The sequence below is a fragment of the Serratia sp. DFXYC6 genome, from assembly GCF_057196085.1.
Map to the genome: position 1 here is coordinate 1451501 of NZ_JBXUNV010000001.1, position 26075 is coordinate 1477575.

Below are 26075 nucleotides of genomic sequence, written 5' to 3' on the forward strand. Positions count from 1 at the left end.
TGATAATGAGCGGCGCACTGGCGTGTAAAGCGCCCGCTTATGCTGAATAATGCCTTGCTTAGCCATAAATGAGCTTAAGCGGGAGAAGGGGATCTCTACGCTATGCCGCGTCACGCTCGCGCGAACGCGCCAGCAACGGCGGCACCAGCAGATAGAGGGCGGCGGCCAACGCCCAGACCAGGCCGGGCCAGACATCACGCGTGGCGGCATACAGCGCCGTCGCCATCAGCGGCCCCGCGACGCCGATCAGGCTGCCCATGCTGGCCAGCGTCCCTTGCAGCTCGCCCTGATGATCGTCGTCCACCTTTTGCGCCATTAACGCCTGCAGCGCGGGCAGCGCCATACCGCCCGCGGCGAAGAACGGCAGCAGCGCAAAGGGCGCCCAGCCGCGCGTGGCGATCGATAACAGCACCAGGCCCAGCGCGTCGGCGGTCAGGCCGATCAGCAGCGCCTTGCGTTCGCCGAGCCGCGCGACCAGCGGGCCGATGGCGAAGGCCTGCGACAGCGCGTGGCAGGCACCGTAACCGGCCAGCGACAGGCCCGCCACCATCATGCTCCAGCCGAAACGATCCTGGCCGTATAAAATCCACAGCGTGGCCGGCGCCTGTGAAACCAGCGCCATGATCAGATAAATGCCGGCCAGCGGCAGCAGGCCCGGTTTGCCGTGCAGCCGTCGCAATGACGAAAAGGGATTGAGGCGGATTTTCTCGGCGGCGCGGGTGCGGGGTTTACGCGATTCCGGCAGCAGGAAAAACGCCATCGCCAGGTTGAGGGCATTCATCGCCGCCGCCGCCAGGAAGGGCGCATGCAGATGCCACTCGCCCAGCGAACCGCCGAGCAGCGGGCCGACGATAAAGCCGACGCCGAACACCGCGCCCACCAGGCCGAAACGCCGCGCGCGCTGGCCGGCAGGAGTAATATCGGTAACGTAAGCGGTGGCGACCGCCATGTTGGCGCCGGTGATGCCCGCCAGCAACCGACCCAGATAGAGCCAGGCCAGCGTCGGCGCGAACGCCATCAGCAGGTAGTCGGCCGCGGCGCCGGCGAGTGAAATTAACAGCACCGGCCGCCGGCCGAAGCGATCGCTCAACGCGCCGAGGATCGGTGAAAACAGGAATTGCATCAGCGCATAGGCCGCCAGCAGGGCACCGTAATGCAGGCTGCCGGCGTCAAGACCGCCCAGCGAGCGCAACAGCACCGGCAGGATCGGCATGATCAGACCGATGCCCACCGCATCCAGCAACACCGTCAACAAAATAACCAGCATAGGTTTTTTCAAGATTGTGACTCTAACAGTGATAGAGTATTGAGTATTCCATAGTTACCCTATCAGTGATAGAGAGATGAGTGAAAAAAATACTACGATACGTTTAACGCGTGAAACCGTCCTGCGCGGAGCGCTGGCGCTGCTGAATGAAATCGGCATCGATGCTCTGAGCACCCGTCGCCTGGCGCAACATTTGGGCGTGCAATCTCCCACGCTCTATTGGCATTTCAAGAACAAGGCCGAGCTGCTGAAGGCGATGGCGGAAACCATCATGCTGGATCACCGTGAAGAGGTGCCCGCCGACATGCCCTGGCAGGATTGGGTCGTCACCAATGCGAGCAATTTCCGTCGGGCGCTGCTGGCTTACCGCGACGGCGCGCGTCTGCATGCCGGCACCCGGCCGCAGGAGCCGCAATTCGCCATTATCGAGGCCAAGGTGGCGCTGCTGTGCCGGGCGGGCTTGACGCCTGAACGCGCGGTGAATTTGCTGTTCGCCGTCGGGCGCTTCGTCGTAGGCTGGGTGCTGGAAGAGCAGCAAATGCAGCCGGACGATACGCTGAATGACGCCGATCGCCAGCGTTACCCGCTGCTGTGCGAAGGCTGGGAAACTTTGCAGGATAAGGGTGCAGACGCGCTGTTCGAAGCCAGCGTGCGGCTGTTGGTCGACGGTGCCGAGGCCGCGTTGACGAACGCCAATAATCACGGGACGCAATCATAAAACCGGGCTTATCTATCGGAAATTTATAGAAAATACCCACTTTTCGTTAAAGCCATGGCGGCTACATTCCCTTAACATTATCAAGTCTTTTGATGATAATTATTAGCACGCTGCGCAATTATTCGCCGCAGTGATGTTACGGATTAAATCCGTTTGTTTAAGGGATAGTTTCACCATGGAAATCAATGTTAATGGCCGGGTGGTTCCACTCGGCGATATCTCGCCCGAGACCCCGCTGTTGTACGTGTTACGCAACGATCTGCACTTGAATGGCCCCAAATACGGCTGCGGCCTGGGGGAGTGCGGCGCCTGCACCGTTCTTATCAACGGCGTCGCCGCTCGCTCCTGCTCAATGCCGTTGGCCGCGGTAGGAAGCAAGTCCGTCACCACGCTGGAAGGCCTGGGCACGCCGGAAACGCCGCACCCGGTGCAGCAAGGATTTATCGATGAGCAGGCGGCGCAATGCGGCTACTGCGTCAACGGCATGATCATGACGCTGGTCGCGCTGTTCGAACGTGAACCCGAGGCGGACGAACAGGCGATCAAGAAAGAGCTGGCCTACAACCTGTGCCGCTGCGGCACCCATCTTGAGATCTTGCGCGCCGCCGAACGCGCCCGCGCGCTGCTGGCTGCACGGAGGCAAGCATGAGCCGCCTCGAACTGACCCGCCGCCAGCTGTTGCAGGCCGGCGGTGTGGTGATGGTCAGCAGCCTGCTGCCCGCGCCGTTTAACGCCTTCGCCGCCGAGCCCGCCCCAACGCCTGCCGAGCTGCCGCTGGACAGGGTAGACAGTTTTATCAGCCTCACCGCCGACGGCCGGGTGACGGCATTCAACGGCCACGTCGATCTCGGCACCGGCATTCGCACCGCGCTGGCGCAGATCGTCGCCGACGAAATTTGCGTGCCGTTCGAGCACGTCACGATGATCCTCGGCGATACGCAACGCACGCCGGATCAGGGGCCGACCATCGCCAGCGCCACCCTTCAGGTGACGTCGGTGCCGCTGCGCCAGGCGGCGGCGCAGGTGCGGCATATGCTGACGGCGCTGGCGGCCAAAGCCTTCGAACTGCCGGCCGACCAGCTGACGGCGGCGGCGGGGCAGGTGTTTGTGACCAAGAATCCGGGGCGCGCCTTGAGCTATGCGCAGCTGGCGAGCGGGCAGAATCTGCACGTGGCGCTGGATAAAAACGTGCCGCTGAACGGTGAACAGCAGAACCGCTATGTCGGCCGCGCCGTCGCCCGGGTCGATATTCCGGCCAAAGTGAGCGGCGCGCTGACCTACGTGCACGATCTGCGTTTGCCCGGCATGCTGCATGGCCGGGTGGTGCGCCCGCCTTACGCAGGCGCCGACAGCAGCGCGCCGCTGGGCGGCGGCCTGTTGTCGGTGGATGAAAGTTCGATCGCGCATCTGCCGGGCATCGTGAAACTGGTGGTGATCAACGATTTCATCGGCATTGTGGCCGAGCGCGAAGAGCAGGCGATCGCCGCCATGCGCCGGCTGAAAACCGAATGGAAACCCTGGGCCGGCCTGCCGGACCTGTCGCCGGAGGCGCTGCCCGCCGCACTGGAAGCCAACCCGAAAACTGACCGCGTGCTGCGCGACGATGCGGGCACGGACGACGCGCTGGCATTGTTGCATACCGAAGTGCGGGCGGACTATGTCTGGCCTTACCATCAGCACGCCTCGATCGGCCCTTCCTGCGCAGTGGCGGAGGTTAAAGACGGGCGGGCGCAGGTGTGGTCCGGCACGCAAAACCCGCACGATCTGCGTAAAGATATCGCCACGCTGCTGGAATTGGCGCCTGAGCAGGTGCATATCACCCGCATGGAGGCCTCCGGCTGCTATGGCCGCAACTGCGCCGACGACGTCTCGGCGGACGCGGCGCTGTTGGCGCGGGCGACCGGCCGCCCGGTGCGGGTGCAGCTGATGCGCGAACAGGAATCCGGCTGGGAGCCGAAGGGCACCGGTCAGTTGATCCGGGTGCGCGGCGGCCTCGACGCGCAAAACCGAGTGGCGGCCTACGAGTTGAAAACCAGCTATCCCTCCAACAATGCGGTGACCTTGCCGCTGGTGTTGACCGGCAAGGTGGCCAACCGGGCTGACGTGCAACAGATGGGCGATCGCACCGCCATTCCGCAATACGAGTATCCGCACATGCGGGTGATTTGCCAGGACGCCGCGCCGATCGTGCGGGCCTCGTGGATGCGCGGCGTTTCGGCGCTGCCCAACGTGTTCGCCCATGAGTCCTGGATCGACGAGCTGGCCTGGCGTGCTGGCGAGGATCCGATCGCGTTTCGCCTGCGTTACCTGAACGATCCGCGCGCAGTGGCCTTGATTGAGGCCCTGAAGCGCCAGGCGAACTGGCAAGACGGCCCGGCGCACCGGTCGCGCGCCGCCGGCGCCGAAGTGGTGAGCGGCCGCGGCTTCGCCTATGCGCGCTATTTCCACAGCAAATTTCCCGGCTTCGGCGCCGCCTGGGCGGCCTGGGTGTGCGATCTCAGCGTCAATCGCCTTTCCGGGCAGATCACGCTCGATAAAATCTTCGTGGCGCATGATTGCGGCCGGATGATCAATCCGGCCGGGGTGCGCCATCAGGTGCACGGCAACATTATCCAGTCCGCCAGCCGGGTGCTGAAAGAGTTTGTGACCTTCAACGCGTCGGGCGTGACGTCATTGGACTGGGGCGGCTATCCGATCCTGCGCTTCGACGAATTGCCGCAGATCGATATCCAGCTGATCGACCGCCCGGACGAAGCGCCGATAGGCGCAGGAGAGTCCGCCTCGGTGCCGAGTGCGGCGGCGATCGGCAACGCGCTGTTTGACGCCCTCGGCGTGCGCCTGCGCGAGGTGCCGTTCACACCGGCGCGGGTGCTCGCCGCGCTGCGCGCTCAGGCCGGCCATTAACCCCCCGTAACGAACAAGGACAGCAAAGATGAGTAAGATGAAAAAAATCGTCGGGTGGGGCGGCGTCACGGTGATCGCCGTGGTAGTCGCCGGCGTGGTCGCCAGTTGGCAGCCGGAGATTGCGCCGCTCGCCGCCGATGCGACCCACAGTTTCAGCGAGGCGCAGATCGCGCGTGGCAAAACGTTGGCCGATCTCGGCGACTGCGCGGTGTGCCACACCCGTGCGGGCGGCGAGCGCAACGCCGGCGGGCTGGCGATGGAGATCCCCTTCGGCACCATTTACACCACCAACATCACGCCGGACGTGGAAACCGGCATTGGCAGCTGGAGCTACGCGGCGTTCGAACGCGCCATGCGCCACGGCGTCGATCGCCAGGGTCGCTATCTCTATCCGGCGTTTCCCTATACCGCCTTTACCCGCACCCGCGACGACGATCTGCAGGCGCTGTATGCCTATCTGATGTCGCAGCCGCCGGTCAAGTACCGGCCGCCGGCCACCGATCTGCACTTTCCGTTCAACATTCGCCAGGGCATCTTCGCCTGGAACCTGCTGTTCCTGACGCCGGGCGCGTTGCCGGAACAGCCAGCCCAAAGCGCCGACTGGAACCGCGGTGCGTACCTGGCCGAAGGGTTGGGGCACTGCAGCGCCTGCCACTCACCGCGCAACGTGCTGTTCGGTGAGAAAACCGGCGGCGAGCACCTGGCCGGCGGCGTGGCGGAGGGCTGGACGGCGCCGGCGTTGACCGGCCGCTCGCCCGCGCCGCTCGCCTGGTCACAGCAGGATCTGGTCGATTTCATGCGCACCGGCTACTCGGCCAACCACGGCGTCGCCGCCGGCCCGATGGCGCCGGTGATCGAAGAAGGGCTGTCGCGCTTGCCGCAGGCCGACCTGCAGGCGATCGCCGTCTATCTGCGCAGCTATCATCCGGAAGCGGCGGCGCAGGCCGCGGCGGCAACTTTGAACGCTCAGGCGGAGCGCCAGGTCGAGCCCCTGAGTTCGCAAGGGGCGCGGCTGTTTTCCGGCGCCTGCATGGCGTGCCATGCGCAGGAAAAAGGCGCGCAGATGGCGGGGGTGCGCCCGTCTCTGGCGCTGAATACCAACCTGTTCGCCGAGGCGCCGGACAACGCCATTCGCGTGGTGCTGGACGGCATACAGCGGCCGGCGAACGCCGAGCTGGGCTATATGCCGGGCTTTCGCCATAACCTGAATGACGCGCAGATCGCCATCCTGCTCAACTACCTGCGGCAGCATTACGCCGGTCAGGCGCCGTGGCCGGACCTGGCGGCGCAGGTCGGCCGCTTGCGCGCCGAAACCGCGCAGAAATAACCGCCGGGGGCTGGACAGCCACGCCGCGTTGGCGACAATAGAGCTTTTTACATGGACAGAGGCAGTAAAATGAATACGTTAGACGCAATCCGCCAGCGCCGCGCCACCAAGCAGTTCGATGCGCAGCACGTGATGACGCTCGAAGAGAAAAAAGCGTTGCTGACTATCGCGCTGCAGGGCGCTCCCAGCGCGTTTAACCTGCAGCACTGGCGCCCGCTGCTGATCGAAGATCGCGCGCAGCGCGAGAAAATTCGCGAGGCGGCGTGGGGGCAGGCGCAGGTGACCGACGCGTCGATGCTGGTCGTGCTGTGCGGCGATCTGTCGAGCTGGGAGTCACAGGTAAAAACCGTCTGGGCCGAGGCCGCGGAGCCGGTGCAGCAATTCATGATCCCGGCCGTCGATCAGTATTATCGCGGTAAGCCGCAGGTGCAGCGCGACGAGGTGATGCGCAGCAGCGGCATCTTCGCCCAGACGCTGATGCTGGCGGCCAAGGCGCAGGGCTACGACTCTTGCCCGATGGACGGTTTTGATTTCGACGCGGTGGGCGAGATTATCAATAAGCCGGCGCATTATCAGATCGCGCTGATGGTCGCTATCGGCAAGGCGGCGGGGCAACCTTACCCGCGCATCGGCAAGCTGCCGTTCGACGAGGTGGTGAAAACCGACCGTTTTTGACCCGAGCGGTGAATGACAAAAGGGAAGGCTTGCGCCTTCCCTTATTTTTTTGTGACGCACAGTTCGTTCCAGTAGCTGAAACGGATGCGCCGTTGCAGGCGGTGATGCCACATAGAACACTCCTTCTACCCTACACAGTTTAAATAAATAGCACCGCGCCGGACACAAGGCGAATGCCTTATTGTGCATAGCTTGCCCGTCGGGCGGGATTAACCGATTTTACCGGCCCGGTGCGCGGCGGGCGGCCATCGCCAGCCGAAGTTCATGCCCGCCGCCGCGCCGAGAATGGCCAGCGTGCCCAGCAGCTGCAACAGGCTGAGACGGTGCCCGAACGCCGCCCAGTCCACCACGATCGCCACTGCCGGGTAGATAAACGACAGCGCGCCGACCAGAGCGGTGGGGATTTTCTGGATCGCGCCATAGAGCAACGTGGACATCAACCCGGTATGCACCAGACCGAGGGTCGCCAGCAGCAGCCAGTCGAACGAATCTGCGGGAAGGTGGGCCAGACCGGCGAACGGGGCCAGCGCCAGCGCGCCGACGGTCAGCTGAATCAACACGATCAGCTGCGGCGGCAGCGCGGCCAGCTGTTTGACGATCGCCGCCGCCAGGGCGTACATCAGGGCCGCCCCCAGCGCCAGCGCCACGCCCAGCAGATAGTCGCCATTGCCGCCACCGCTTTGCCGGCCGGTGACGATCAACACCATCCCGGCGAACGCCAGCAGAAGCCAGCCCAGCCGGTTAGCCGTCAGTTTTTCACCGAACAGCAGCGCTCCCAGCGCCACCAACATAAACGGTTGAACATGGTAGGTCACGGTGGCGACAGCGATCGAGGCATGCGCATAGGCGGCAAACAATAGTGTCCAGTTGAGCACCAGCGCGAGGCCCCCCAGGACGGCGAACGCCAGCTGCCGCCGGTTGATGGCGCCTGATTTCAGTTGCCCAAGCGCGGCGCAGGTGGCCAGCATCGCCAGCGCGCCGAACGCGCAGCGCCAAAACACCACCGTGGCGGGCGGCTGCGCTAAAACGAGTACCGGCCAACCGACGGTGCCGGAGATCGTCATGGCGAGGATCATTTGCACTGCGCCGCGCGTTTTCGTTTTCATATTGTTTCCCTCGCGGCCTGACCGTGCTTGTGGTGAAGTCGCTTAATCATTAAAATGAACAATCGAACATTATGATGAACACGGTTGATGCTGTTCGTCAAGTCGAACAACTGAATGATATAACGAACAATGAGCGAGAGCCTAATGCAGAACATCACGCCGATTGGCCTCTTGTCGGCGGCAATCCGCCGTGAGCGGGAGCGATTGAACCTGTCCGTTACCGAACTGGCGAAGCGCGCGGGTATCGCCAAGTCCACGCTGTCGCAGCTCGAAGCCGGCAGTGGCAATCCCAGCCTGGAAACGCTGTGGGCGCTGGCGATGGCGCTGGATGTGCCGGTCAGCCGGCTGATTTCACAGCCGAGCAGGCCGGTGCAAGTGATCCGCGCCCATGAGGGAACGCCGGCGCTGTCGGAGCAGGGCAACTACGCCGCCACGCTGTTGGCGACCTGCCCACCGGGGGCGCAACGCGACATTTACCGGCTGCGGGTGCAACCCGGTGAAACGAAATGCTCGCGGCCGCATCCGCCGGGCACCGTCGAGCATGTGATCATCAGCAGTGGACGGGCGCGCCTTGGCCCGGCGGATCAACCGCTGGAGCTGAGCGCCGGCGATTACATCAGCTACTCGGCCGATCGCGAGCATATTTTCGAAGCGCTGGATCCGGAGACCACCGCCGTCATGTTGATCGAGCAGGGCTAACCCGGGCGTTGATGGTTCGTTTATTGAAAATGATTCTCAATTATATTAGTGTGCCCGCCTGTTTTGACGCCGGGACGGACGTATGGCCCGGTGTCGCTGCTTAACGCCCTTCAAGGACCGAAGATGAAAATCGCTATTCCTTCCATACTGTTACTCGCCGGTTTGACGGCGACGCATCCGGCCACCGTGTTGGCCGCTGCACCGCCCGCAGCGGCGGATCAGGGCCAGAACGACACGGCCAACAACGATTTCAGCTTCGTGCGCTATCGCGCGGATTATCGCGTTAACGCCAACGCCACCAACGTGAAGACGGAAAGCTACGAAGTGCTGCTGAAGACCAAGGCGGCGATCGAGAAATTCAGCCAGATCCGCCTGAGCTACAGCGAAAAAATGGAAACGCTGGAGGTGGTCGCCGCCTATACGCTGACCGCCGACGGCCAGCGCCACGACGTGGCGCCCGACCGCATCTACACCCAGGAGAGCTACTCCAGCGCCACGGCGCCGCTGTATGCCGACCGCAAAGTGCGCGTCATCGTGTTCTCCAACCTGGCGCCGGGATCGCGCGTGGTGTATGAGCTGCGCCGCACGCAAAACACCCCGTATTTCCCCGACTATTTCGGCCTGTGGGAGACGTTCAGCGTTTTCGATCAGTTCGACGACGCCGAAGTGACCCTGCAGGCGCCGGCCAAGCTGCCGATGCATATTTTCACCCGCGGCGTGGCGGGCGGCGACCAGCCGCAGATCCGCAACGGCCAAGCGCACTGGCGCTGGCATTATTCGCGCAGCGCGCCGATGAAGGCGCAAAACTGGGCGGCGGACAGCTGGACCTTCAGCCCGACCATCATGGCCAGCACCTACCGCGAGTGGCCGCAGTTGGCCAAGGCCTACCAGCTGAAGGCCGGCGCGGCGGCAAAGGTGACGCCGGGCATTCAGGCGCTGGCGGACAACATTACCGCCGGCATCAGCGATCGGCGCGAGCAGGCGGAGGCCCTCTATCGCTGGGTGGCGCAAAACATTCGCTATGTGGCGGTGTATCTGGGCAATGGTGGGCTGGAGCCGAATTCGGCGCAGAGCATTCTCGATAACCACTATGGCGACTGTAAGGATCACGTGGTGATCCTGGAGGCGCTGCTCGCCGCCAAGGGCATCGAAAGCTCGCCGGTGCTGATCGGCATGGATGAAGGCCCGATACTGCCTAACGTGCCGCTGCTTGGCCGCTTCAATCACGCCATCACCTACGTGCCGGAATTCAAACTGTACCTCGATTCCACCAATCCCTGGGCGCGTTTCGGGCAACTGCCGGAGGGCGACCTGGGGGCGCCGGTGCTGCTGACGCGCGACGCCAAACTGGCGCGCACGCCGGGCAGCGACGAGCAGCCGCTCAAGAGCGCGTTGAGCGTCGATTTCGTGTTCGACAAGGCGGGCAACCTGCAGGGGGAAACCGAGCGCCGGCTGAGCGAAGTGGAAGAGATTGACCTGCGGGGCTACTTCTCGCAGATCAACCGCCAGAACCGGGCGCAGGCCGAAGCGACGATCATGTCCGCCTCCGGCATCGACGGCAGCGGCGAGGTGGCGATGAACAGCGATCCGCTGGATCTCAAAAAGCAGTTCGGTTACCGCTTCCGCTTCAAGGCGGACGACTACGTCGATTTCGGCGTGGTGGGCGGCATGACCTTGCCCAACCCGCCCGGCGGCAAATCGTTCCGCACGCTGTATACCACCACGGCGGCGCCGGGCAACGAAACGCCGTTCTACTGCACCGCGCAGCGCTACGATGAAACCTACCGTCTGCAGCTGCCGGCCAACGTGCCGATCATCGCCATTCCGAAAGATCGGCAATTCCGCAATGCGGCGGGCGACTATCGCGTCGCGTGGCGGCGCGACGGGCAGCAGGTGACCGTCAATCACCGCCTGCAGGTGAACGCCATTCGCGGCAAGGAAGCGCTGTGCCAGGCGCAGGATTACCCGGCGTTCCGCGAGCTGTTCCAGCAGGTGCGGCGCGGTTTCCGCGGCCAGGTGGTGTACGGTGAATTGGCCAACGGCAAATAGGCCGCTGCTCCGTAGTCGGATAAAAATGGCCCCCAATCAGATGCCTGTGGGGGCCAAAGCATTCCTACTAAGCGATCTTAACCGCGCGCACCTCTTTGGATCTTAGCTTCACGCGGATTGGCACCGATTTGTACGAAGGCGTACCGCTCTCCTCATCGATGTAATGCAGCGGCACCAGCACGTTGGCTTCCGGGTAGTAGGCGCCGACCGATCCGGCCGAGATGTTGTAGGCGATCACCGTGATGCCTTCCAGGCGCTGGGTGCTGCCGGGCAGCGCCGTTTCCAGGTCGACCACGTCGCCATGCTCCAGCCCCAAACGTTGCAGATCGCTGTCATTCATAAACAGCACATCGCGCCTGCCGAAAACCCCGCGATAGCGGTCATCCAGGGCATAGATGGTGGTGTTGTACTGATCGTGGCTGCGCAGGGTGATCAGCCGCAGCGTATTTTGTTCCGCCGCAATCTGGTCTTCGTGCAACCCGCTGAACACCGAAAACATCGCTTTGCCCGTCGCCGTCGGCCACTGGCGTTCTGTCGGCGGCAATGGCATGCGAAAACCGCCGGGTTGACGAATGCGCGCGTTGTAATTGTCGAAGCCGGGGATGGTTTTTTCGATCAGATCGCGGATCACGTCGTAATCCTCGACCAACTCATCCCAGGGCACCTTGCTGGCGGGCATCACCGTTTTGGCCATGCCGGCCACAATGGCGGGTTCCGAACGCAGGAGTTCCGACGCCGGTTTTAATTTGCCGGACGAGGCATGCACCATCGACATCGAATCCTCCACCGTCACCGATTGCCGTCCGCCGGCCTGCAGGTCCAGCTCGGTACGGCCCAGGCAGGGCAGAATGAGGGTTTCTTTCGCCACCAACAGATGGCTGCGATTGAGTTTGGTGCCGATATGCACGCTTAACTCCAGCGCTTTCATCGCCGGGAAGCTCTGCTCGGGGTCCGGCAGCGCCACGGCGAAGTTGCCGCCCAGGCAAATCAACGCCTTCGAAGCGCCGTCGATCATCGCCTGCATGCATTTCACGGCATCGTGACCCTGGGCTTTGGGCGGCGTGAAGCCAAACACCGTTTCCAGCTTCGCCAAAAATTCGGCCGAGGGTTTTTCGGTGATGCCGACGGTGCGGTTGCCCTGCACGTTAGAGTGGCCGCGCAGCGGGCAAATGCCGGCGCCCGGTTTGCCAATGTTGCCGCGCAGCAGCAGCAGGTCAGCGATCAGGCGCACGTTGGCCGTCCCTTTATTGTGCTGCGTAATGCCCATGCCGTAGGTCACGATGGTGGCGTTGGATTTCGCGTAAGCGGCGGCGACCTGTTCCAGATCCTGACGCGTCAGACCGCTTTCCGCCTCAATGGCTTCCCAACGGGTGGCCCGCAGATCGGCGTCGAAAGCCGTAAACCCTTCAGTGTGCTCGGCAATAAAGGCGTGATCCAGCGCATTGCCATGCTCATCATCCAACTGCAGCAACGCTTTGGCGATGCCTTTGAGCGCCGCGGCATCGCCGCCGGCTTTGACCTGATAGTAGGTTGAAGCGATCGGGGTCGAACTGTAGGTCGCCATTTCGATGACGTTTTGCGGATCGGTGAAACGTTCGAGCGCCCGCTCGCGCAGCGGGTTAAACACAATGATCGGCACTTTTTTGCGCGCCAGCTCATGCAGCGTGCCCATCATGCGCGGGTGGTTGGTGCCCGGGTTGTGCCCGATGGAAATAACCAGCTCCGCGCTGTCAAAGTCGTCCAGCGAGACAGTGCCTTTGCCGATGCCGATCGACTGCGGCAGGCCAACGCTGGTCGGCTCATGGCACATGTTGGAGCAGTCGGGAAAGTTATTGCTGCCAAACTCACGCGCAAACAGCTGGAACAGGTAGGCCGCTTCATTGGACGCCCGGCCGGAGGTATAAAATTCCACCTGTTCCGGCGGCAGCGTCTGCAAGACGGCGGCGATGCGTTGGAACGCCTCGTCCCAGGCCAGCGGGCGCAGGGTGTCCGTCCCGGCGTCATAAAACAGGGGCGTGGTCAGACGGCCGTAGTCCTCCAACTGATAATCGGTTTTTTGCAGCAGTGAGGTCACGGTATTTTGCGCCAGGAATTCGGGGGTCACGCGCTTGCTGGTCGCTTCCCAGGTCACGGCTTTGGCGCCGTTTTCGCAAAACTGAAAGGTGGAGCGATGCTCTTTATCCGGCCACGCACATCCCGGGCAGTCAAACCCGTCGGGCTGGTTGGTACGCATCAGCGTCACCGGCGCTTCCAAGGTATCCATCTGTGTGCGCACGGCGATGGCCGTCGCTTTCAGCGCGCCCCAACCGCCGGCGGGCCCATCGTAGGGATGGACACCGGGTACTGCTCGTCTTTTCGCCATTATTGATTGCCTCCGACACCGCTTACGATAAATGCAGGTGATTGATTTAAAATTAATATTGTCGTTATCGTCTAAGAAGGAAGGCAGACGCCGCCGTCGTCAAACGCGAGCCTGTCGCTTCAGTATAGATGAGTAAGAAAGGGCGCAGCGGCAGTCAATGCGGGGAAGTAGCGGCCCGTCTAACCTGAGGCGGGCCGCCGGGGCGTTACTTTTTCACCACCAGGCCCACGCCGCGGCCGCGCGGATCGGACGCGGTTTCCGGCGTGCGGCCATCGATGCGGATGACCTGAATATCCCCCATGTTCCAGCCCTGGTCTTCGAGGGTGTAGCCCATGGCCTTCAGCTCGTCCGCCGGTTTGCCGGTCAGCGGCGCAAAGCTGTCATAGTAGACGGTGTCTTTCGGCAACAGCTGATGGTGTACGCGCTGGGCGGCCACCGCCTGCGCCAGCGGCAGGTGGTAATCGTAGAGGTTGTTGATCACCTGGAAGATCGAGGTGAAGATGCGCGAACCGCCCGGGGTGCCGATCACCAGGGTGACGTCGCCGTCGCGGGTGATGATGGTCGGGCTCATCGAGGAGAGCATGCGTTTGCCCGGCTCAATGGCGTTGGCGTCGCTGCCCACCACGCCAAAGGCATTGGCGACGCCCGGTTTGGCGCTGAAGTCATCCATCTCGTCGTTGAGCAGGAAGCCGGCGCCTTTGACCACCACGCCGCTGCCGAAGTCCCAGTTGAGCGTATAGGTGTTGCTGACGGCGTTGCCGGCGGCATCGACGATCGAGAAATGGGTGGTTTGGTGGGTTTCCAGCCCCGGCCGTACCTGCTCGGTCGGTGAGATCGCCTGCGGATTGATCTCGGCGGCGCGTTTTTGCAGGTAATCAGGGGCGATCAACTGCGCTTCCGGCACGTTAGTGAAATCCGGATCGCCGAGGTAGTCGGCGCGATCGGCGAACACGCGTTTTTCGATCTCCGCCAACAGGTGGATATAGCGCGCCGAATTCAGCGGCACGTCCTTGAAGTCGGCGGCGCGATCTTCTTTTATCCCCAGCAGCTGCGCCAGCGCGATGCCGCCGGAGCTGGGCAGCGGGGCGGTATACACGGTGTTGCCGCGCCAGCTGATGCGCATCGGTTCGCGCCATTTCACCCGGTAGTCGGCCAGATCCGCCGCGCCGATCAGCCCGTTGTCGCGCTGCATTTGCGCCACCAGCAGGCGGGCAGTTTCGCCGTGATAAAAATCGTCGGCGCCCGATTTGGCGATGCGCTCAAGGGTGGCGGCCAGCTCCGGCTGTTTGAACACCGTGCCGGGCTTCATGGCGCCGAAATAGTCGCCGAAGTTGGTTTTACCGGCGAACAGCTTGTTGGCGTCTTCACGGTACTGATACTGCTGATCCGCTACGGTGAAACCTTGCCGGGCGTAGCCGATCGCCGGCGTCAGCAGTTCGGCCCACGGCAGCTTGCCGAAACGCTTGTGGGCTTCCCACAACCCCAGCACGGTGCCCGGCACGCCGGCGGCGCGGCTGCCCACCAGGCTGAGATTTTCGATCACTTCGCCTTTCTCGTTCAGATACATGGTCTTGCTGGCGGCCTTGGGCGCCACTTCGCGGTAGTCGAGAAAATAGGGCTTACCGTCGACGTACAGCGTCATAAAGCCGCCGCCGCCGATATTGCCGGCTTCAGGGTAGGTCACCGCGAGGGTAAAGGCGGTGGCGACCGCCGCGTCGACCGCGTTGCCGCCGGCCTGCAGAATGTGCGCGGCGACCTTGGCGCCATACTGATCCGGGGCGGCGACCGCGCCGGCGGTCAGATCGGCGGCAAAGGCGGCGGGAAGGGAGCAAGCAAGGGTCACGCTCAGCGCTATCGTTTTCAATAAACCGGCAGACATAGAAGATCCTTTTAGCGATGTTCAGTTATCAGGTGAATTCAACTAATTATTTTTGAAACAGCAGGTTAGCGCGTTTTCTTCGGGCTGTTGCGGCGCTTTATTGAAGGTAGCAGCGGTCAGGCGGGGTCGCCTGACCAGAGTAGCAAATCGTGACGTGACGCGTTATGCGCCGGCGGGCAGCGCCGACTGCAGCCATTGGCAGAAGTGCCGGGCGAGCGGATTGTGTTCGCTGTCGCGATGCAGCAGCCACGCCCAGTTGGCGCCGCGCACGCGTTGCTCGGTTAACGGGTGCAGCAACCCGGCCTCACGCGCGTGTTGCGCCAGCAGCTGACTGACCAACGCGATGCCGAGGCCGTTGCAGGCGGCGTCCAGCAGCAGACCAGGATCGGAGAAGTTCAGCCCGCTGTCGCGTTGGCCGACGTGCGCGCCGCCCGCCACCGTCCAGTGGCTCCAGTCCATCTCGCGTTCGCCGTGCAAGGTCACGCGCTGCTCCGGCGCCAACGCCAGCAGGCTGGGGTGGCAGGCGGGATAGAGCCGGTCGGTACAGAGAACGTTAAAGGTGCAGTCCGCCTGCGCGCTGAGATCGTCGCGGATCGCCAGATCGATGCTGTCCGTCGCCATATCCGGCGGTTCAAAGCTGGTGAACAGCCACAGATCGATCTGCGGATGTCGCTGGTTGAACTCGCCCAGCCGCGGCGCGAGCCAGTGGCGGGCAAAGGCCGGGGTGGTGTTGACGATCAGCTGGTTGGGTTTGCGGTACTGATCCAAACGGCGAATGCCGACGGCCAACTGTTGCAGCATCACCTGTGCGGTGCTGAACAGATCGTGGCCGGCGTCGGTCAGCGTTACGCTGCGGCCGGTGCGGAAGAACAGCGGCTGTTCCAAAAACGCCTCGAGGCTGCGGATCTGTTGGCTGATGGCCGACTGGGTCAGGTGCAATTCTTCGGCGGCCTGATGAAAACTGCCCAGGCGCGCCGCCGCTTCGAAACCGCGCAGTGCGCTCAAAGGGGGCCAGTGTTTTAACATTATCGATAAGCCTGTCTAATCAGATATCCACTAAATATATCGTTTGTCGCGGTGGCAGGGGAAGACTAGCATGGGATTCAAGTGCCGGAGAGTGAAGAATTCGGTTAACCATTTGAATTTAAATTAATTAAAAGAGGTCGTTTATGTCATCGCGTCGCACCTTCATCAAGCAGCTTTCGGCGGTGGCCGGCGTCGGCTTGACGGCATCGTTGGGCTTTCCATTACGCGGTCACGCAGAAGCTGCGCTTAATCCGGCCTGGCGGATGCCCGACGAAGGGGAACCTCAGCTGCGGGCGTTTCTCGCCTTCGGCGCCCAGAAGGCCATCTGGGGCGGGTTCACGGCGGACGTGCAGGCAGCGCAGGGGCGCATCGCCCGCGCCATCGCCGAGTTTCAGCCGCTGACGGTATTTTGCCGCGCGCACGAACGGCAGCTGGCGGAGGCCACCTGCGGCAGTCAGAACGTCAGCTATGTCGTCACCGAGCTGGATGACATCTGGATGCGTGACATTGGCGCCAATTTCGTCATCAACGACGCCGGTGCGCTGGGCGCGGTGGATTTCAACTTCAACGGCTGGGGCGATAAGCAGCGGCATGCCAGGGATGCGCGTCTGGCGGCGTTCGCCGCCAAAAAATACGGCGTCGCTCAGCCGCGCCGCAGCGCGCTGGTGGGGGAAGGCGGTGGCATTGAGGTGGATGGGCGCGGCACCGGCATCATGACCGAGAGCAGTTGGGTGAATGCAAACCGTAATCCAGGCTGGAACCGCGATCGGGTGGAGCAGGAGCTGAAGGCGATGCTCGGCCTGCGCAAAATTATCTGGCTGCCGGGCATTAAAGGCCGGGACATCACCGACGCCCACGTCGATTTTTATGCCCGTTTCGTGCGGCCGGGCGTGGTGGTGGCCAACCTGGACACCGATCCGGCCTCTTATGATCATGCGGTTACCCAGGCGCATCTGGCGATCCTCAAGGCAGCGACCGACGCCGACGGCCGCAAGCTGCAGGTGCATACGCTTTCGCCGCCGCTGGCGCCGCGCGACAGTCGTTTCAGCCGCCACAATCCCGATTTTGCGGCGGGCTACATCAACTATTTCGTGATCAACGGCGCGGTGATCGCCCCTGAGTTTGGCGATCCGCAGGCGGATAAAGCGGCGTTTGAGCTGCTGACGGCGCTCTATCCGCAGCGCAAGGTGGTGCAGTTGGAGATCGACGCCATCGCGGCCGGCGGCGGCGGCATTCACTGCGTGACCAGCCAGCTGCCGGTGCATGGCAAACCAGAGCAGTGAATGTTCAAAAAATGCGCGCACGGTTGTTTGTCGCCATAGGCTGTGGTTGGCTGAGTGGAAACATAAGGAGGCCATCATGAACGACTCACCCTTGAGCATTCCCACCTGGTATCGCGATCCGCACGCAGAGCAGGCCATGGCCGAAGGCCATGCGCCTATCTGGCGGCATCTGCTAACTCTGGTGCCGGAACACGAACTGTCCGGCGTCAGGGTGCTGGACTTCGGCTGCAATCAGGGCGGTTTTCTGCGTCTGTTGCACCAAATCCGGCCATTTCGTGAAGGGCTCGGCGTCGATATCGCCCGCCAGTCCGTCGAACACGCCAATCGCCTGAAAGGAAACCTGCCGATCGATTATCAAACCGACACGCGGCTGACAGGCTGGGATGACCATTTCGATATCGCCTTCAGCCATGAAGTCATCTACCTGATCGAAGATATCGCTCAGCATGCCGCCGATATGCTGCGGGCGCTGAAACCGGGCGGCGTTTACTATGCGGTGACCGGTTGCCACATCGACAACCCGCTGTGGCCGCAATGGCGCGCAAGGGTCGCTGAACAGACGCATACCGTGGTGCAGGATCGCTCGCTGGACGACTATGCACGCATTTTCTCCGGCGCGGGGTTCCAGGTCTCTGCCCGCAGGCTGGGTTTTTCCGGCTTCGTGCCCTATGAGCCGGACGGTTGGATGCCGAATATCGCGGCGGCGATCGACTACTATTGGCACACCAAAACGGTGTTCAGATTGGCGAAGCCGTAAAAAGCCGTAGGTACGCGAGGCTGTTGGCGTAGGCGCCTGCGCGATGATGAAACATGGGCAGACTGCCATCCTGAATATCATGGGGGAGCTATTGCTTTTATCTCACTGTGTTGCTCTAAAAAATCCTGGTATCTGTGATGAGGCAGGTAGGCGGGGGATTTTCCATGGATCTTGTCCACCTATCCAATATGTGGACAACCTGTGATATTCTTTCGTCCCTGACCCCATTCAATGTGGAACATCACGATGAGTAATGACGCGGATAATAGCGGCTCACAGGTGATTGCCCGGGCCGCCACCCTGCTGCGGGCGCTGGAAACTCAACCGAAGGGCATGACCATCTCTCAATTGTCCCGGGAAACGGGGCTGCCGCGCACCACCGTACACCGTTTGGTCACCTCGCTTGAATCGCAACAGCTGCTCATCATGGGCAGCGGCGGCGTTCAATTAGGGCCGGCGCTCGCCCGCCTGGCGGCTTCCGCGCATACGGATGTGATCACCCTTGCAAAACCGGCGATGGAAACGCTTGGCCGCCGAACGCGTGAAACCGTCGATTTGTGCGTTTACCGCGGCAGCCACGCGGTATCGGTAGGCCAGTTTGTTTCCGATCAGGAACTTCGCGTCGTATCAGCCGTTGGCACCGCCTTTCCGTGCCACTGCACGGCGCATGGCAAAGCCATTCTGGCCGAGCTGCCTGACGAAAAGATTGCGGATCTGCTTGGCGGCCAGCCGGATGTCAGAACGGATAATACCCTCAGAACCGTCTCATCCGTACTGGAGGACATTCGGGAAACCAGGATCCGTCGTTACGCCATCGATCGCGAAGAGCACGCTCGCGGCGTCTGTGGCGTCGGCGTTTACCTCAATATCGGCGTCAACGAGCTTTACGCCATATCCATTGCGGTTCCGGCCATGCGCTTCGAGGAAAAGTTTGACCATCTGCTCGGTTCGCTGATGCAGTGCAAAGCGGAAATCGAGGCGATGCTGGCATAACAAGCCGGGGCGTTTGGCCCGGCAGGCGCTAAACGCCGCATGGGCAAGCATGCCTCGCCCCCGGCGCTGCGTTGGCGAGGGGAAGGCGGCAGTCAGCTGTTGCCGAACCGGGCATAAATCTCAGGCAGAAAACGGCCGAGCGAAGAGAACTCCGTCATATCGTGGACGGCCATTTCATAGGCAAAGCCTTCCAGCGACGCTTTCGTCATCCCCGCTTTTGCGATGTATTCGCGCGAGCGTTTTCCGCCGTCCGGGAACTTGTCGAATCTATCCCAGGATTCATGCGTGCCGATCCAGTAACGGTTGACCATTTCCATCCCTTGCGGCGTGTCGCGTCCCAGATGAATCATCAGCACCAGCGGCGTTGATTGCGCATCATAAGGCGTGATGATGCCGCTGGCGTTAAAGGTAAAGCGATGCTTTTTGAGCAACTCGCTCTCGACGCCGAAGCTTTCCGGCGCATTAAAATGGATAACGCCGTCAAGATAGTTATCGCCAATGTACTCGGTAATGTGGTTCGGGTTGCCGTACAGCCGCTCAGCGTAGGACAGACGGGTATCCGCCAGACGCTTGGGATCGACAACCGAGTTGTGGATATGAGCATGAGGGAACCACAGATAGTAGCGTTCGCTTTCGATCGGGTGCCAGCAGAACCACCACTTGAACATCTCCGTGGTCACGCCCGGAAAAATATGGCGGCTTTGCGCATAGGCGCAGGGGCCGCCATCCTCAACGACGGCGTAACCCGATACCGGAAACTCGTCAAAACGTTCCAATAGGGTTTTCAGGCCCGCTTTCGTGGGTTGAAGAATGTGTTCTTTTGCCAACGGCCCCTGTTCCAGCGCGCGGATCATCTCTACGGGCGCATCCAGATTGCTGTCGAAGAACTCGGCGTAGGGCTTGCCCTGAATGCCTTTCTCATTGATCTTCAAGCGTTTCTGCATCGGCACCTGATAGTAGGAAATCAATGACTTATCGAGCGATGCGCCCGCATCAGTAAACGCGCCTTTCCGCGTCGCCGCCGGTAGGGCGGATGATGGTGCCGCCATGGCGGAAGACAGCAGGGATTGAGAAAGCAAGGCGCCGCCAGCCAACAGCGGAATGCGTTTGATGATATTACGACGTGAAATTTCTTTACTCATGAGATCCTCACTTAGGTTGTCGCCGACTTGACGGCAGCGAGATGTGGTGTGGTTGATATTGATTTCGAATTATCCGAATAATGGATTACTCATCCGAATAGTGGTTATTATTCTGTTGCCGGATGTGGGCGATGTCAACGCTCATTGAGTGACAAAGCGCATGGATTGCCAAAAAGCGCCTGCCAGCCATTGCAGGTAATAACTGGAGGGTTGCCGACGTTGGCAGGGTAGGATTGACATTCGATTTACAGTTCGCGCGTTGACATGTTGGGCAGAAGCCTCAAGAATACCGTCCGAATTGTGGATATCATATCCATATATCGGATATTTAAGTGAGGCACTCTATGCGTGAATTAAGAAAAATGGCGGCGTTTACGCTCTTGGCCGTGGCCTGTCTGACGATCATGGTCGGTTGCGTGATCGTTCCCGGTTTGACGGAGATCGCGAGCCAGTTGGGCACGCCTTCCGCGGCCAGTTGGCTGGTCACCGTGCCGTCGTTGGGCGTGGTGATATTTGGCCCCTTCGCCGGACGTTTTATTGACAAGGCGGGCGCTTACGCGGCGCTCAGCTGGGGGCTGTTGTTGTATGGCCTGCTTGGGTCGGGGGGGCTGTTGCTGCGCGGCTTTTGGCCGGTGATGCTCGACCGCCTGCTGCTTGGCGGCGCCACGGCGATCGTGATGTCAGCCGGCACCGGTCTGATTTCTGCTTTTTACAGCGGGCAGGCGCGCTTGAAAATGATCGCTTCGCAAGGCATGTCGATCGAGCTGGGCGGCGTCATCTTTCTGTTTATCGGCGGGCTGTTGGCGACGCTCGGCTGGCGCTGGCCCTTCCTGTTGTATCTTGTCGCCTGGGTGTTGCTGGCGATGCAGTTGCTGTTTGTGCCCAAACCCCAGTCCGATGTGGGCGAATCAGACAACGTTCAGCGCGATGATGCCATTTCCACCGGCGCCGGCAGATTAACCGCGGTCTATTTTTCCGCTGTGCTTTCCATGATCTGCTTCTTCACCGGGATCATTATCATCCCGCAGCATTTCCACCACATGAATATCGGGGCGGCGCAAACGGGATACTTCCTGTCGTTTATCTCGCTTATCGCCGTTTTTGCCGCCGCGCTGATGCCCAGGTTGGTGGCTTTACTCAGAGAAAACGGCGCGCTTGGCGCGGCGTTTGTCTGTTATGCCGCAGCGCATCTGCTCTTCGCCTCTGCGCACGGCACTGCGGCATTTGTTGCCGGCGGCATTCTGATGGGATGCGGGTTCGGCTTCTCGGTGCCGTTGGTTAATCATATGACCGTAGAAAAAAGCTCCCCCCGCACCCGGGGGCGAAATCTGGCCTATTTATCGATGGCGATTTTCTCCGGCCAGTTCTTGTCATCCTTTATGGCGTTCATTCCCGGCAGTTCATCCGCCGTTTTCCTGGGAGCGGCGGGTATCAGCATCGCCACGATTTTGGCGCTGACGCTTGCGCGCAGATTAGGATAAACCCACCGCGCTGCGCATTTTCCAGCCCGAAAAGATTTTACGCAATCCTTACGCAACCCTTTCAGAAGCGCATTGCGGCATTCGATATATTGAGAATAGTCATTCTCAATAGGATCGTATTGCAATGCAGAGGAAAACGCTTTTAGCGCTGGGGCTGTCGCTGTTGCTGGCCGGCTGCGATGGGCAAAACGCCGGTGCGCTGGCGGGCGCAGGCGGTGAGCAGGAGGTCGGCGTGGTCACGCTGCGCGGCCAGTCAGTGACCCTGAGCAGCGAGTTGACCGGCCGGGTCAACGCCACCATGACCTCCGACGTGAGGCCGCAGGTCGACGGCATCATCAAGCAGCGGCTGTTTACCGAAGGAGCCGAGGTGAAAGCCGGGCAGGTATTGTATCAAATTGACCCCGCCAGCTATCAGGCCAGCTACGATCAGGCCGCCGCCCAGTTGAAAAACGCCCAGGCTACGGTGCAATCCACCCGGCTCAAATCGCAGCGCTATGCGGCGCTGGTGAAAGAAAACGGCGTTTCCAAACAGGACGCAGACGACGCCAAAGCCGCGTATCTGCAGGCCGTGGCGTCGGTGGCGCAGTATCAGGCGGCGCTGGAGACGGCGCGCATCAATCTCGGCTATACCCAGGTGCGTGCGCCGATCGCCGGGCGCATCGGTATTTCGTCGGTGACGCCGGGCGCGCTGGTCACCGCCGGCCAGACCGATGCCTTGGCCACCATCCGCGCGTTAGATCCGATCTATGTCGATCTGACCCAGTCCAGCGCCCAACTGCTTAAACTGCGGCGCCAACAGGCGGCGTTACAGCGCGGCGCGGTCACGCCGGTCGCCATTAAGCTGGAGGACGGCACGTCTTATGCTCACGCCGGCAAGCTGGAGTTGACCGAGGTGGCGGTGGATGAGGCCACCGGTTCGGTCACGCTGCGCGCGGTGTTCCCCAACCCCGAACATGAGCTGTTGCCCGGCATGTATATCCACGCCACGGTGGATAACGGCGTCGATCCCAAAGCCATTCTGGCGCCGCAGCAGGGCATCACCCGCAACGCCAAGGGCGAAGCCACCGCGTTGGTGGTGGACGAGCAAAACAAAGTGGCGCAGCGCACCGTCAACGCCGAACGGGTGGTGGGCAGCAACTGGCTGATCGGCAGCGGGCTGAACGAAGGCGATCGCCTGATCGTCGAAGGCACCAGCAAGGTGACGATCGGCGCCGCAGTGAAGCCGGTTGAAGTCTCGGTCGACAAAAACCAACGCGGGGAGCAGTGATATGGCGCAGTTCTTTATCCGGCGGCCGGTGTTCGCCTGGGTGATCGCCATCATCATCATGCTGTGCGGCCTGATGTCGATCAATTCGTTGCCCATCTCGCAGTACCCGGACGTGTCACCGCCGCAGATTTCCATCTCCGCCACCTACCCGGGCGCGGACGCGGAAACGCTGGAAAACAGCGTCACTCAGGTGATAGAGCAGCAGCTCACCGGGCTGGATGGCCTGCTGTATTTCTCTTCGACCAGCAGCTCCAGCGGCTCGGTCAGCATCGACGTCACCTTTGATCAGGGCACCGATCCGGATATCGCGCAGGTGCAGGTGCAAAACAAAGTTCAGCAGGCGGAAAGCCGCTTGCCGAGCGCCGTCACCGCCCAAGGCGTGACGGTCAAGAAATCCCAGAGCAGCTTTCTGCTGATCGTCGGGCTGTATGACGAGACCGACAAGGCGACGATGGCCGACATTTCCGACTATCTGGTCAGCAACCTGCAGGATCCGCTGTCGCGCATCGAGGGCGTCGGGGACGTGCAGGTGTTCGGCTCGGAATACGCGATGCGCATCTGGCTGGATCCGACCAGGCTGGCGAGCTATGCGCTGATGCCTTCCGACGTGCAGACGGCGATCGAGGCGCAAAACACCCAGGTATCCGCCGGTAAAATCGGCGATCTGCCGGCCGCCGCCGATCAGCAGCTGACCGCCACGGTGAAGGCGCAGTCGCGGCTGCAAACGCCGGAACAGTTCCGCAATATCATCCTGAAAAGCGACAGCAGCGGGGCGCTGGTGCGGCTGGGCGACGTGGCGCGGGTTGAACTGGGCAACGAAGACTACTCCGCCAGCGCGCACCTCAACGGCCACCCGGCGGCGGGGATCGCGGTCAAGCTGGCGGCGGGCGCCAACGCCCTCAACACCGCCAAGCTGGTAAAGGCCAAGGTGGCGGAATATCAAAGCGCGATGCCGCAGGGTTATAAGGTGGCCTACCCGAAAGACAGCACCGACTTCATCAACATCTCGATCGAGGAGGTGGTGAAAACGCTGTTCGAAGCGGTGGTCCTGGTAGTGGTGGTGATGTTCGTGTTCCTGCAAAACCTGCGCACCACGCTGATCCCGACCATCACCGTGCCGGTGGTGTTGCTGGGCACCTTCGGCGTGCTGGCGGCGTTCGGCTACTCGATCAATACCCTGACGCTGTTCGGCATGGTATTGGCGATCGGGCTGTTGGTGGACGACGCCATCGTGGTGGTGGAAAACGTCGAACGCGTGATGCGTGAAGATAAGCTGCCGCCGCGCGAGGCGACGGAGAAATCGATGCGCGAGATCACCGGCGCACTGGTCGGCATCGCGCTGGTGCTGTCGGCGGTGTTTCTGCCGATGGCGTTCTTCGGTGGTTCCACCGGGGTGATCTACCGCCAGTTCTCGATCACCGTCGTCTCCTCGATGGTGCTGTCGGTGGTGCTGGCGTTGACGCTGGCGCCGGCGCTATGCGCCACGCTGCTGAAAGCGTCGCATGAAGAACAGACCGACAAAGGGCTGCTGGGTAAATTCAACCGCGGTTATAACCGGCTGCAGGAGAAGTACGCCGACAAGGTCGGCGGGGTGATCCACCGGCCGACGCGCTATCTGCTGCTGTACGGCCTGCTGCTGATCGCCACCGCCGTGATGTATCTGCGTTTGCCGACCGGTTTCCTGCCCAATGAGGATCAGGGGTCGGTGATGGTGCAGTACACCTTGCCGGCCGGCGCCACCAATGCCCGCACCTCGGCGGTGAGCGAGGCGGTGACCGCCTATTTCCTCGAGCAGGAAAAGGCCAACGTCAGCACCATTTTCACCATCAACGGTTTCGGCTTCAGCGGCAGCGGGCAAAACGCCGGCATGGCGTTCGTCAGCCTCAAAGACTGGAGCCAACGCGTCGGCAGCGAAAACACCGCCGACGCCATCGCCAAACGCGCCATGGCGCATTTCGCCTCGCTGCGCGACGCCCAGGTCTTTTCCATGAGCCCACCGGCGATCGACGGCTTCGGTCAGTCCGACGGCTTCACCTTCGAGCTGCAGGCCAAAGGGGCGACCACCCGCGCCGAGCTGCAGGCGATGCGCGATCAGATCGTCGCCGCCGCCGCCGGCAATCCGTCGCTGCTGGCGGTGCGCGCCAACACCTTGCCGGACACGCCGCAGCTGCAGGTGGAGATCGACAGCGGCAAACTGCAGGCGCTCGGCCTGAGCGCCGGCGACGTCAACAGCACGCTCAGCAGCGCGTTCGGCAGCACCTACGTCAACGACTTTATCGATCGCAACCGGGTGAAAAAAGTCTATATGCAGGGCGACGTAGCGTATCGCGCCAAGCCGGAAGATCTCGACAAATGGTTTGTGCGCGGCACCAACGCGGCGGGCGACAGCAGCATGACGCCGTTCTCCGCCTTTGCTTCCTCACACTGGATCTACGGCCCGGAAAACCTGTCGCGCTATAACGGGCTGTCGTCGTTCGAGATCACCGGGCAGGGCGCCGCCGGCGTCAGTTCCGGCACGGCGATGAGCGAGATGGAGAAACTGGCGGCGAAGTTCTCCGCCGGCAGCAGCTATTCCTGGAGCGGGCTCTCCTATCAGGAGCGGCTGACCAGCGGTCAGGCATCGTCGCTGTACGCCATTTCGCTCATTGTGGTGTTCCTGTGCCTGGCGGCGCTGTATGAGAGCTGGTCGATTCCGTTTGCGGTGATGTTGGTGGTGCCGATGGGCATCGTGGGTTCGCTGCTTGCGATCACGCTGCGCGGGCTGGAAAACGACATCTACTTCCAGGTGGCGCTGCTCACCATCGTCGGTTTGTCGGCAAAAAACGCCATTCTGATCGTCGAGTTCGCCGAGGAGATGCACCAGCGGGGGGAAACGCTGATTGGCGCGGCGGTCCACGCGGCGCGCATGCGCCTGCGACCGATCCTGATGACCTCGCTGGCGTTCACCGCCGGGGTGCTGCCGCTGGCGGTATCCAGCGGCGCCGGCGCCAACAGCCGCATCGCCATCGGCACCGGCATTATCGGCGGCACGATCACCGCCACCGCCTTGGCGATCTTCTTCGTACCGCTGTTTTATGTGCTGGTGCGCCGCATGTTTACCCGTCGGCCCGCCAACTCGCCGTCGCAGGCAGGAGAATAAC

General features: G+C 62.0%; 19 protein-coding genes. 13 read left to right on the forward strand and 6 right to left on the reverse strand.

Annotation, left to right across the window (positions count from 1 at the left end; all coding sequences use genetic code 11):
• Nucleotides 1-100: 100 nt before the first annotated feature.
• Entirely contained in the window at nt 101-1279 is a 1179-nt protein-coding gene (tet(41), locus tag AC2CGQ_RS07085) for a tetracycline efflux MFS transporter Tet(41) (RefSeq protein ID WP_139831009.1), read from the reverse strand.
• Between the two features lie 64 nt (nt 1280-1343).
• Here tet(41) and tetR point away from each other — a divergent pair, with 64 nt between their 5' ends.
• From tetR to AC2CGQ_RS07110, 5 genes are all read left to right on the forward strand, one after another.
• On the forward strand, nt 1344-1985 hold the full coding sequence (gene tetR, locus AC2CGQ_RS07090; protein WP_015377927.1) for a tetracycline resistance transcriptional repressor TetR: 642 nt from the start codon (nt 1344-1346) through the stop codon (nt 1983-1985).
• Between the two features lie 175 nt (nt 1986-2160).
• Complete coding sequence (locus tag AC2CGQ_RS07095) at nt 2161-2634, forward strand: (2Fe-2S)-binding protein (protein WP_049188933.1); 474 nt, start codon at nt 2161-2163, stop codon at nt 2632-2634.
• Nucleotides 2631-4889: a xanthine dehydrogenase family protein molybdopterin-binding subunit gene (locus tag AC2CGQ_RS07100; protein WP_484593534.1), complete on the forward strand. Its 2259-nt coding sequence runs from the start codon at nt 2631-2633 to the stop codon at nt 4887-4889. Before AC2CGQ_RS07095 ends, AC2CGQ_RS07100 begins: the two co-directional genes overlap by 4 nt.
• 28 nt (nt 4890-4917) lie before the next feature.
• On the forward strand, nt 4918-6216 hold the full coding sequence (locus AC2CGQ_RS07105; protein WP_484593535.1) for a c-type cytochrome: 1299 nt from the start codon (nt 4918-4920) through the stop codon (nt 6214-6216).
• Between the two features lie 69 nt (nt 6217-6285).
• A complete protein-coding gene (locus tag AC2CGQ_RS07110; protein WP_004938044.1) occupies nt 6286-6891 on the forward strand; it encodes a nitroreductase family protein in 606 nt (201 codons plus the stop codon).
• Nucleotides 6892-7100: 209 nt separating this feature from the next.
• Here AC2CGQ_RS07110 and AC2CGQ_RS07115 read toward each other — a convergent pair whose 3' ends face one another.
• Complete coding sequence (locus tag AC2CGQ_RS07115; RefSeq protein ID WP_088381603.1) at nt 7101-7997, reverse strand: DMT family transporter; 897 nt, start codon at nt 7995-7997, stop codon at nt 7101-7103.
• Between the two features lie 129 nt (nt 7998-8126).
• Between AC2CGQ_RS07115 and AC2CGQ_RS07120 the strand changes: the two genes are divergently transcribed.
• Together AC2CGQ_RS07120 and AC2CGQ_RS07125 are read left to right on the forward strand one after the other, a co-directional pair.
• A complete protein-coding gene (locus tag AC2CGQ_RS07120; protein WP_076741232.1) occupies nt 8127-8696 on the forward strand; it encodes a helix-turn-helix domain-containing protein in 570 nt (189 codons plus the stop codon).
• A gap of 123 nt (nt 8697-8819) precedes the next feature.
• On the forward strand, nt 8820-10745 hold the full coding sequence (locus tag AC2CGQ_RS07125; protein ID WP_484593536.1) for a DUF3857 domain-containing protein: 1926 nt from the start codon (nt 8820-8822) through the stop codon (nt 10743-10745).
• A 67-nt stretch (nt 10746-10812) separates the two neighbouring features.
• On the opposite strand, the gene AC2CGQ_RS07130 is transcribed toward AC2CGQ_RS07125, so the two are convergent.
• From AC2CGQ_RS07130 to AC2CGQ_RS07140, 3 genes are all read right to left on the reverse strand, one after another.
• Entirely contained in the window at nt 10813-13110 is a 2298-nt protein-coding gene (locus AC2CGQ_RS07130) for an FdhF/YdeP family oxidoreductase (RefSeq protein ID WP_484593715.1), read from the reverse strand.
• A 202-nt stretch (nt 13111-13312) separates the two neighbouring features.
• Complete coding sequence (ggt, locus tag AC2CGQ_RS07135; protein ID WP_015377920.1) at nt 13313-14986, reverse strand: gamma-glutamyltransferase; 1674 nt, start codon at nt 14984-14986, stop codon at nt 13313-13315.
• A 162-nt stretch (nt 14987-15148) separates the two neighbouring features.
• Nucleotides 15149-16012, reverse strand: a complete 864-nt coding sequence (locus AC2CGQ_RS07140) for a LysR substrate-binding domain-containing protein (protein WP_015377919.1) — start codon at nt 16010-16012, stop codon at nt 15149-15151.
• A gap of 143 nt (nt 16013-16155) precedes the next feature.
• On the opposite strand from AC2CGQ_RS07140, the gene AC2CGQ_RS07145 reads away from it, so the two are divergent.
• From AC2CGQ_RS07145 to AC2CGQ_RS07155, 3 genes are all read left to right on the forward strand, one after another.
• Nucleotides 16156-17295 carry an agmatine deiminase family protein gene (locus AC2CGQ_RS07145; RefSeq protein WP_033633004.1) on the forward strand — a complete coding sequence of 380 codons (1140 nt, stop codon included), beginning with the start codon at nt 16156-16158 and terminating at the stop codon, nt 17293-17295.
• Nucleotides 17296-17371: 76 nt separating this feature from the next.
• On the forward strand, nt 17372-18052 hold the full coding sequence (locus tag AC2CGQ_RS07150; RefSeq protein ID WP_261438149.1) for a class I SAM-dependent methyltransferase: 681 nt from the start codon (nt 17372-17374) through the stop codon (nt 18050-18052).
• A gap of 246 nt (nt 18053-18298) precedes the next feature.
• Nucleotides 18299-19045 carry an IclR family transcriptional regulator gene (locus tag AC2CGQ_RS07155; protein ID WP_004938000.1) on the forward strand — a complete coding sequence of 249 codons (747 nt, stop codon included), beginning with the start codon at nt 18299-18301 and terminating at the stop codon, nt 19043-19045.
• A 92-nt stretch (nt 19046-19137) separates the two neighbouring features.
• Here AC2CGQ_RS07155 and AC2CGQ_RS07160 read toward each other — a convergent pair whose 3' ends face one another.
• Nucleotides 19138-20187: a DAPG hydrolase family protein gene (locus tag AC2CGQ_RS07160; RefSeq protein WP_004937998.1), complete on the reverse strand. Its 1050-nt coding sequence runs from the start codon at nt 20185-20187 to the stop codon at nt 19138-19140.
• Nucleotides 20188-20549: 362 nt separating this feature from the next.
• Here AC2CGQ_RS07160 and AC2CGQ_RS07165 point away from each other — a divergent pair, with 362 nt between their 5' ends.
• The 3 genes from AC2CGQ_RS07165 to AC2CGQ_RS07175 all read left to right on the forward strand — a co-directional run bounded on the left by AC2CGQ_RS07165 (nt 20550) and on the right by AC2CGQ_RS07175 (nt 26074).
• On the forward strand, nt 20550-21668 hold the full coding sequence (locus AC2CGQ_RS07165) for an MFS transporter (RefSeq protein ID WP_021503721.1): 1119 nt from the start codon (nt 20550-20552) through the stop codon (nt 21666-21668).
• A 124-nt stretch (nt 21669-21792) separates the two neighbouring features.
• Nucleotides 21793-22935: an efflux RND transporter periplasmic adaptor subunit gene (locus tag AC2CGQ_RS07170; RefSeq protein WP_075686299.1), complete on the forward strand. Its 1143-nt coding sequence runs from the start codon at nt 21793-21795 to the stop codon at nt 22933-22935.
• Between the two features lies 1 nt (nt 22936).
• Nucleotides 22937-26074: an efflux RND transporter permease subunit gene (locus AC2CGQ_RS07175; RefSeq protein WP_484593537.1), complete on the forward strand. Its 3138-nt coding sequence runs from the start codon at nt 22937-22939 to the stop codon at nt 26072-26074.
• Nucleotide 26075 lies beyond the last annotated feature (1 nt).

Excerpts from the sequence above, each read along its gene's own strand:
- tetR (WP_015377927.1), top strand. The coding sequence starts at position 1,344 with ATGAGTGAAAAAAATACTACGATACGTTTAACGCGTGAAACCGTCCTG.
- AC2CGQ_RS07095 (WP_049188933.1), top strand. The coding sequence starts at position 2,161 with ATGGAAATCAATGTTAATGGCCGGGTGGTTCCACTCGGCGATATCTCG.
- AC2CGQ_RS07100 (WP_484593534.1), top strand. The coding sequence starts at position 2,631 with ATGAGCCGCCTCGAACTGACCCGCCGCCAGCTGTTGCAGGCCGGCGGT.
- AC2CGQ_RS07105 (WP_484593535.1), top strand. The coding sequence starts at position 4,918 with ATGAGTAAGATGAAAAAAATCGTCGGGTGGGGCGGCGTCACGGTGATC.
- AC2CGQ_RS07110 (WP_004938044.1), top strand. The coding sequence starts at position 6,286 with ATGAATACGTTAGACGCAATCCGCCAGCGCCGCGCCACCAAGCAGTTC.
- AC2CGQ_RS07115 (WP_088381603.1), bottom strand. The coding sequence starts at position 7,997 with ATGAAAACGAAAACGCGCGGCGCAGTGCAAATGATCCTCGCCATGACG.
- AC2CGQ_RS07120 (WP_076741232.1), top strand. The coding sequence starts at position 8,127 with ATGAGCGAGAGCCTAATGCAGAACATCACGCCGATTGGCCTCTTGTCG.
- AC2CGQ_RS07125 (WP_484593536.1), top strand. The coding sequence starts at position 8,820 with ATGAAAATCGCTATTCCTTCCATACTGTTACTCGCCGGTTTGACGGCG.
- ggt (WP_015377920.1), bottom strand. The coding sequence starts at position 14,986 with ATGTCTGCCGGTTTATTGAAAACGATAGCGCTGAGCGTGACCCTTGCT.
- AC2CGQ_RS07140 (WP_015377919.1), bottom strand. The coding sequence starts at position 16,012 with ATGTTAAAACACTGGCCCCCTTTGAGCGCACTGCGCGGTTTCGAAGCG.
- AC2CGQ_RS07145 (WP_033633004.1), top strand. The coding sequence starts at position 16,156 with ATGTCATCGCGTCGCACCTTCATCAAGCAGCTTTCGGCGGTGGCCGGC.
- AC2CGQ_RS07150 (WP_261438149.1), top strand. The coding sequence starts at position 17,372 with ATGAACGACTCACCCTTGAGCATTCCCACCTGGTATCGCGATCCGCAC.
- AC2CGQ_RS07155 (WP_004938000.1), top strand. The coding sequence starts at position 18,299 with ATGAGTAATGACGCGGATAATAGCGGCTCACAGGTGATTGCCCGGGCC.
- AC2CGQ_RS07160 (WP_004937998.1), bottom strand. The coding sequence starts at position 20,187 with ATGAGTAAAGAAATTTCACGTCGTAATATCATCAAACGCATTCCGCTG.
- AC2CGQ_RS07165 (WP_021503721.1), top strand. The coding sequence starts at position 20,550 with ATGGCGGCGTTTACGCTCTTGGCCGTGGCCTGTCTGACGATCATGGTC.
- AC2CGQ_RS07170 (WP_075686299.1), top strand. The coding sequence starts at position 21,793 with ATGCAGAGGAAAACGCTTTTAGCGCTGGGGCTGTCGCTGTTGCTGGCC.
- AC2CGQ_RS07175 (WP_484593537.1), top strand. The coding sequence starts at position 22,937 with ATGGCGCAGTTCTTTATCCGGCGGCCGGTGTTCGCCTGGGTGATCGCC.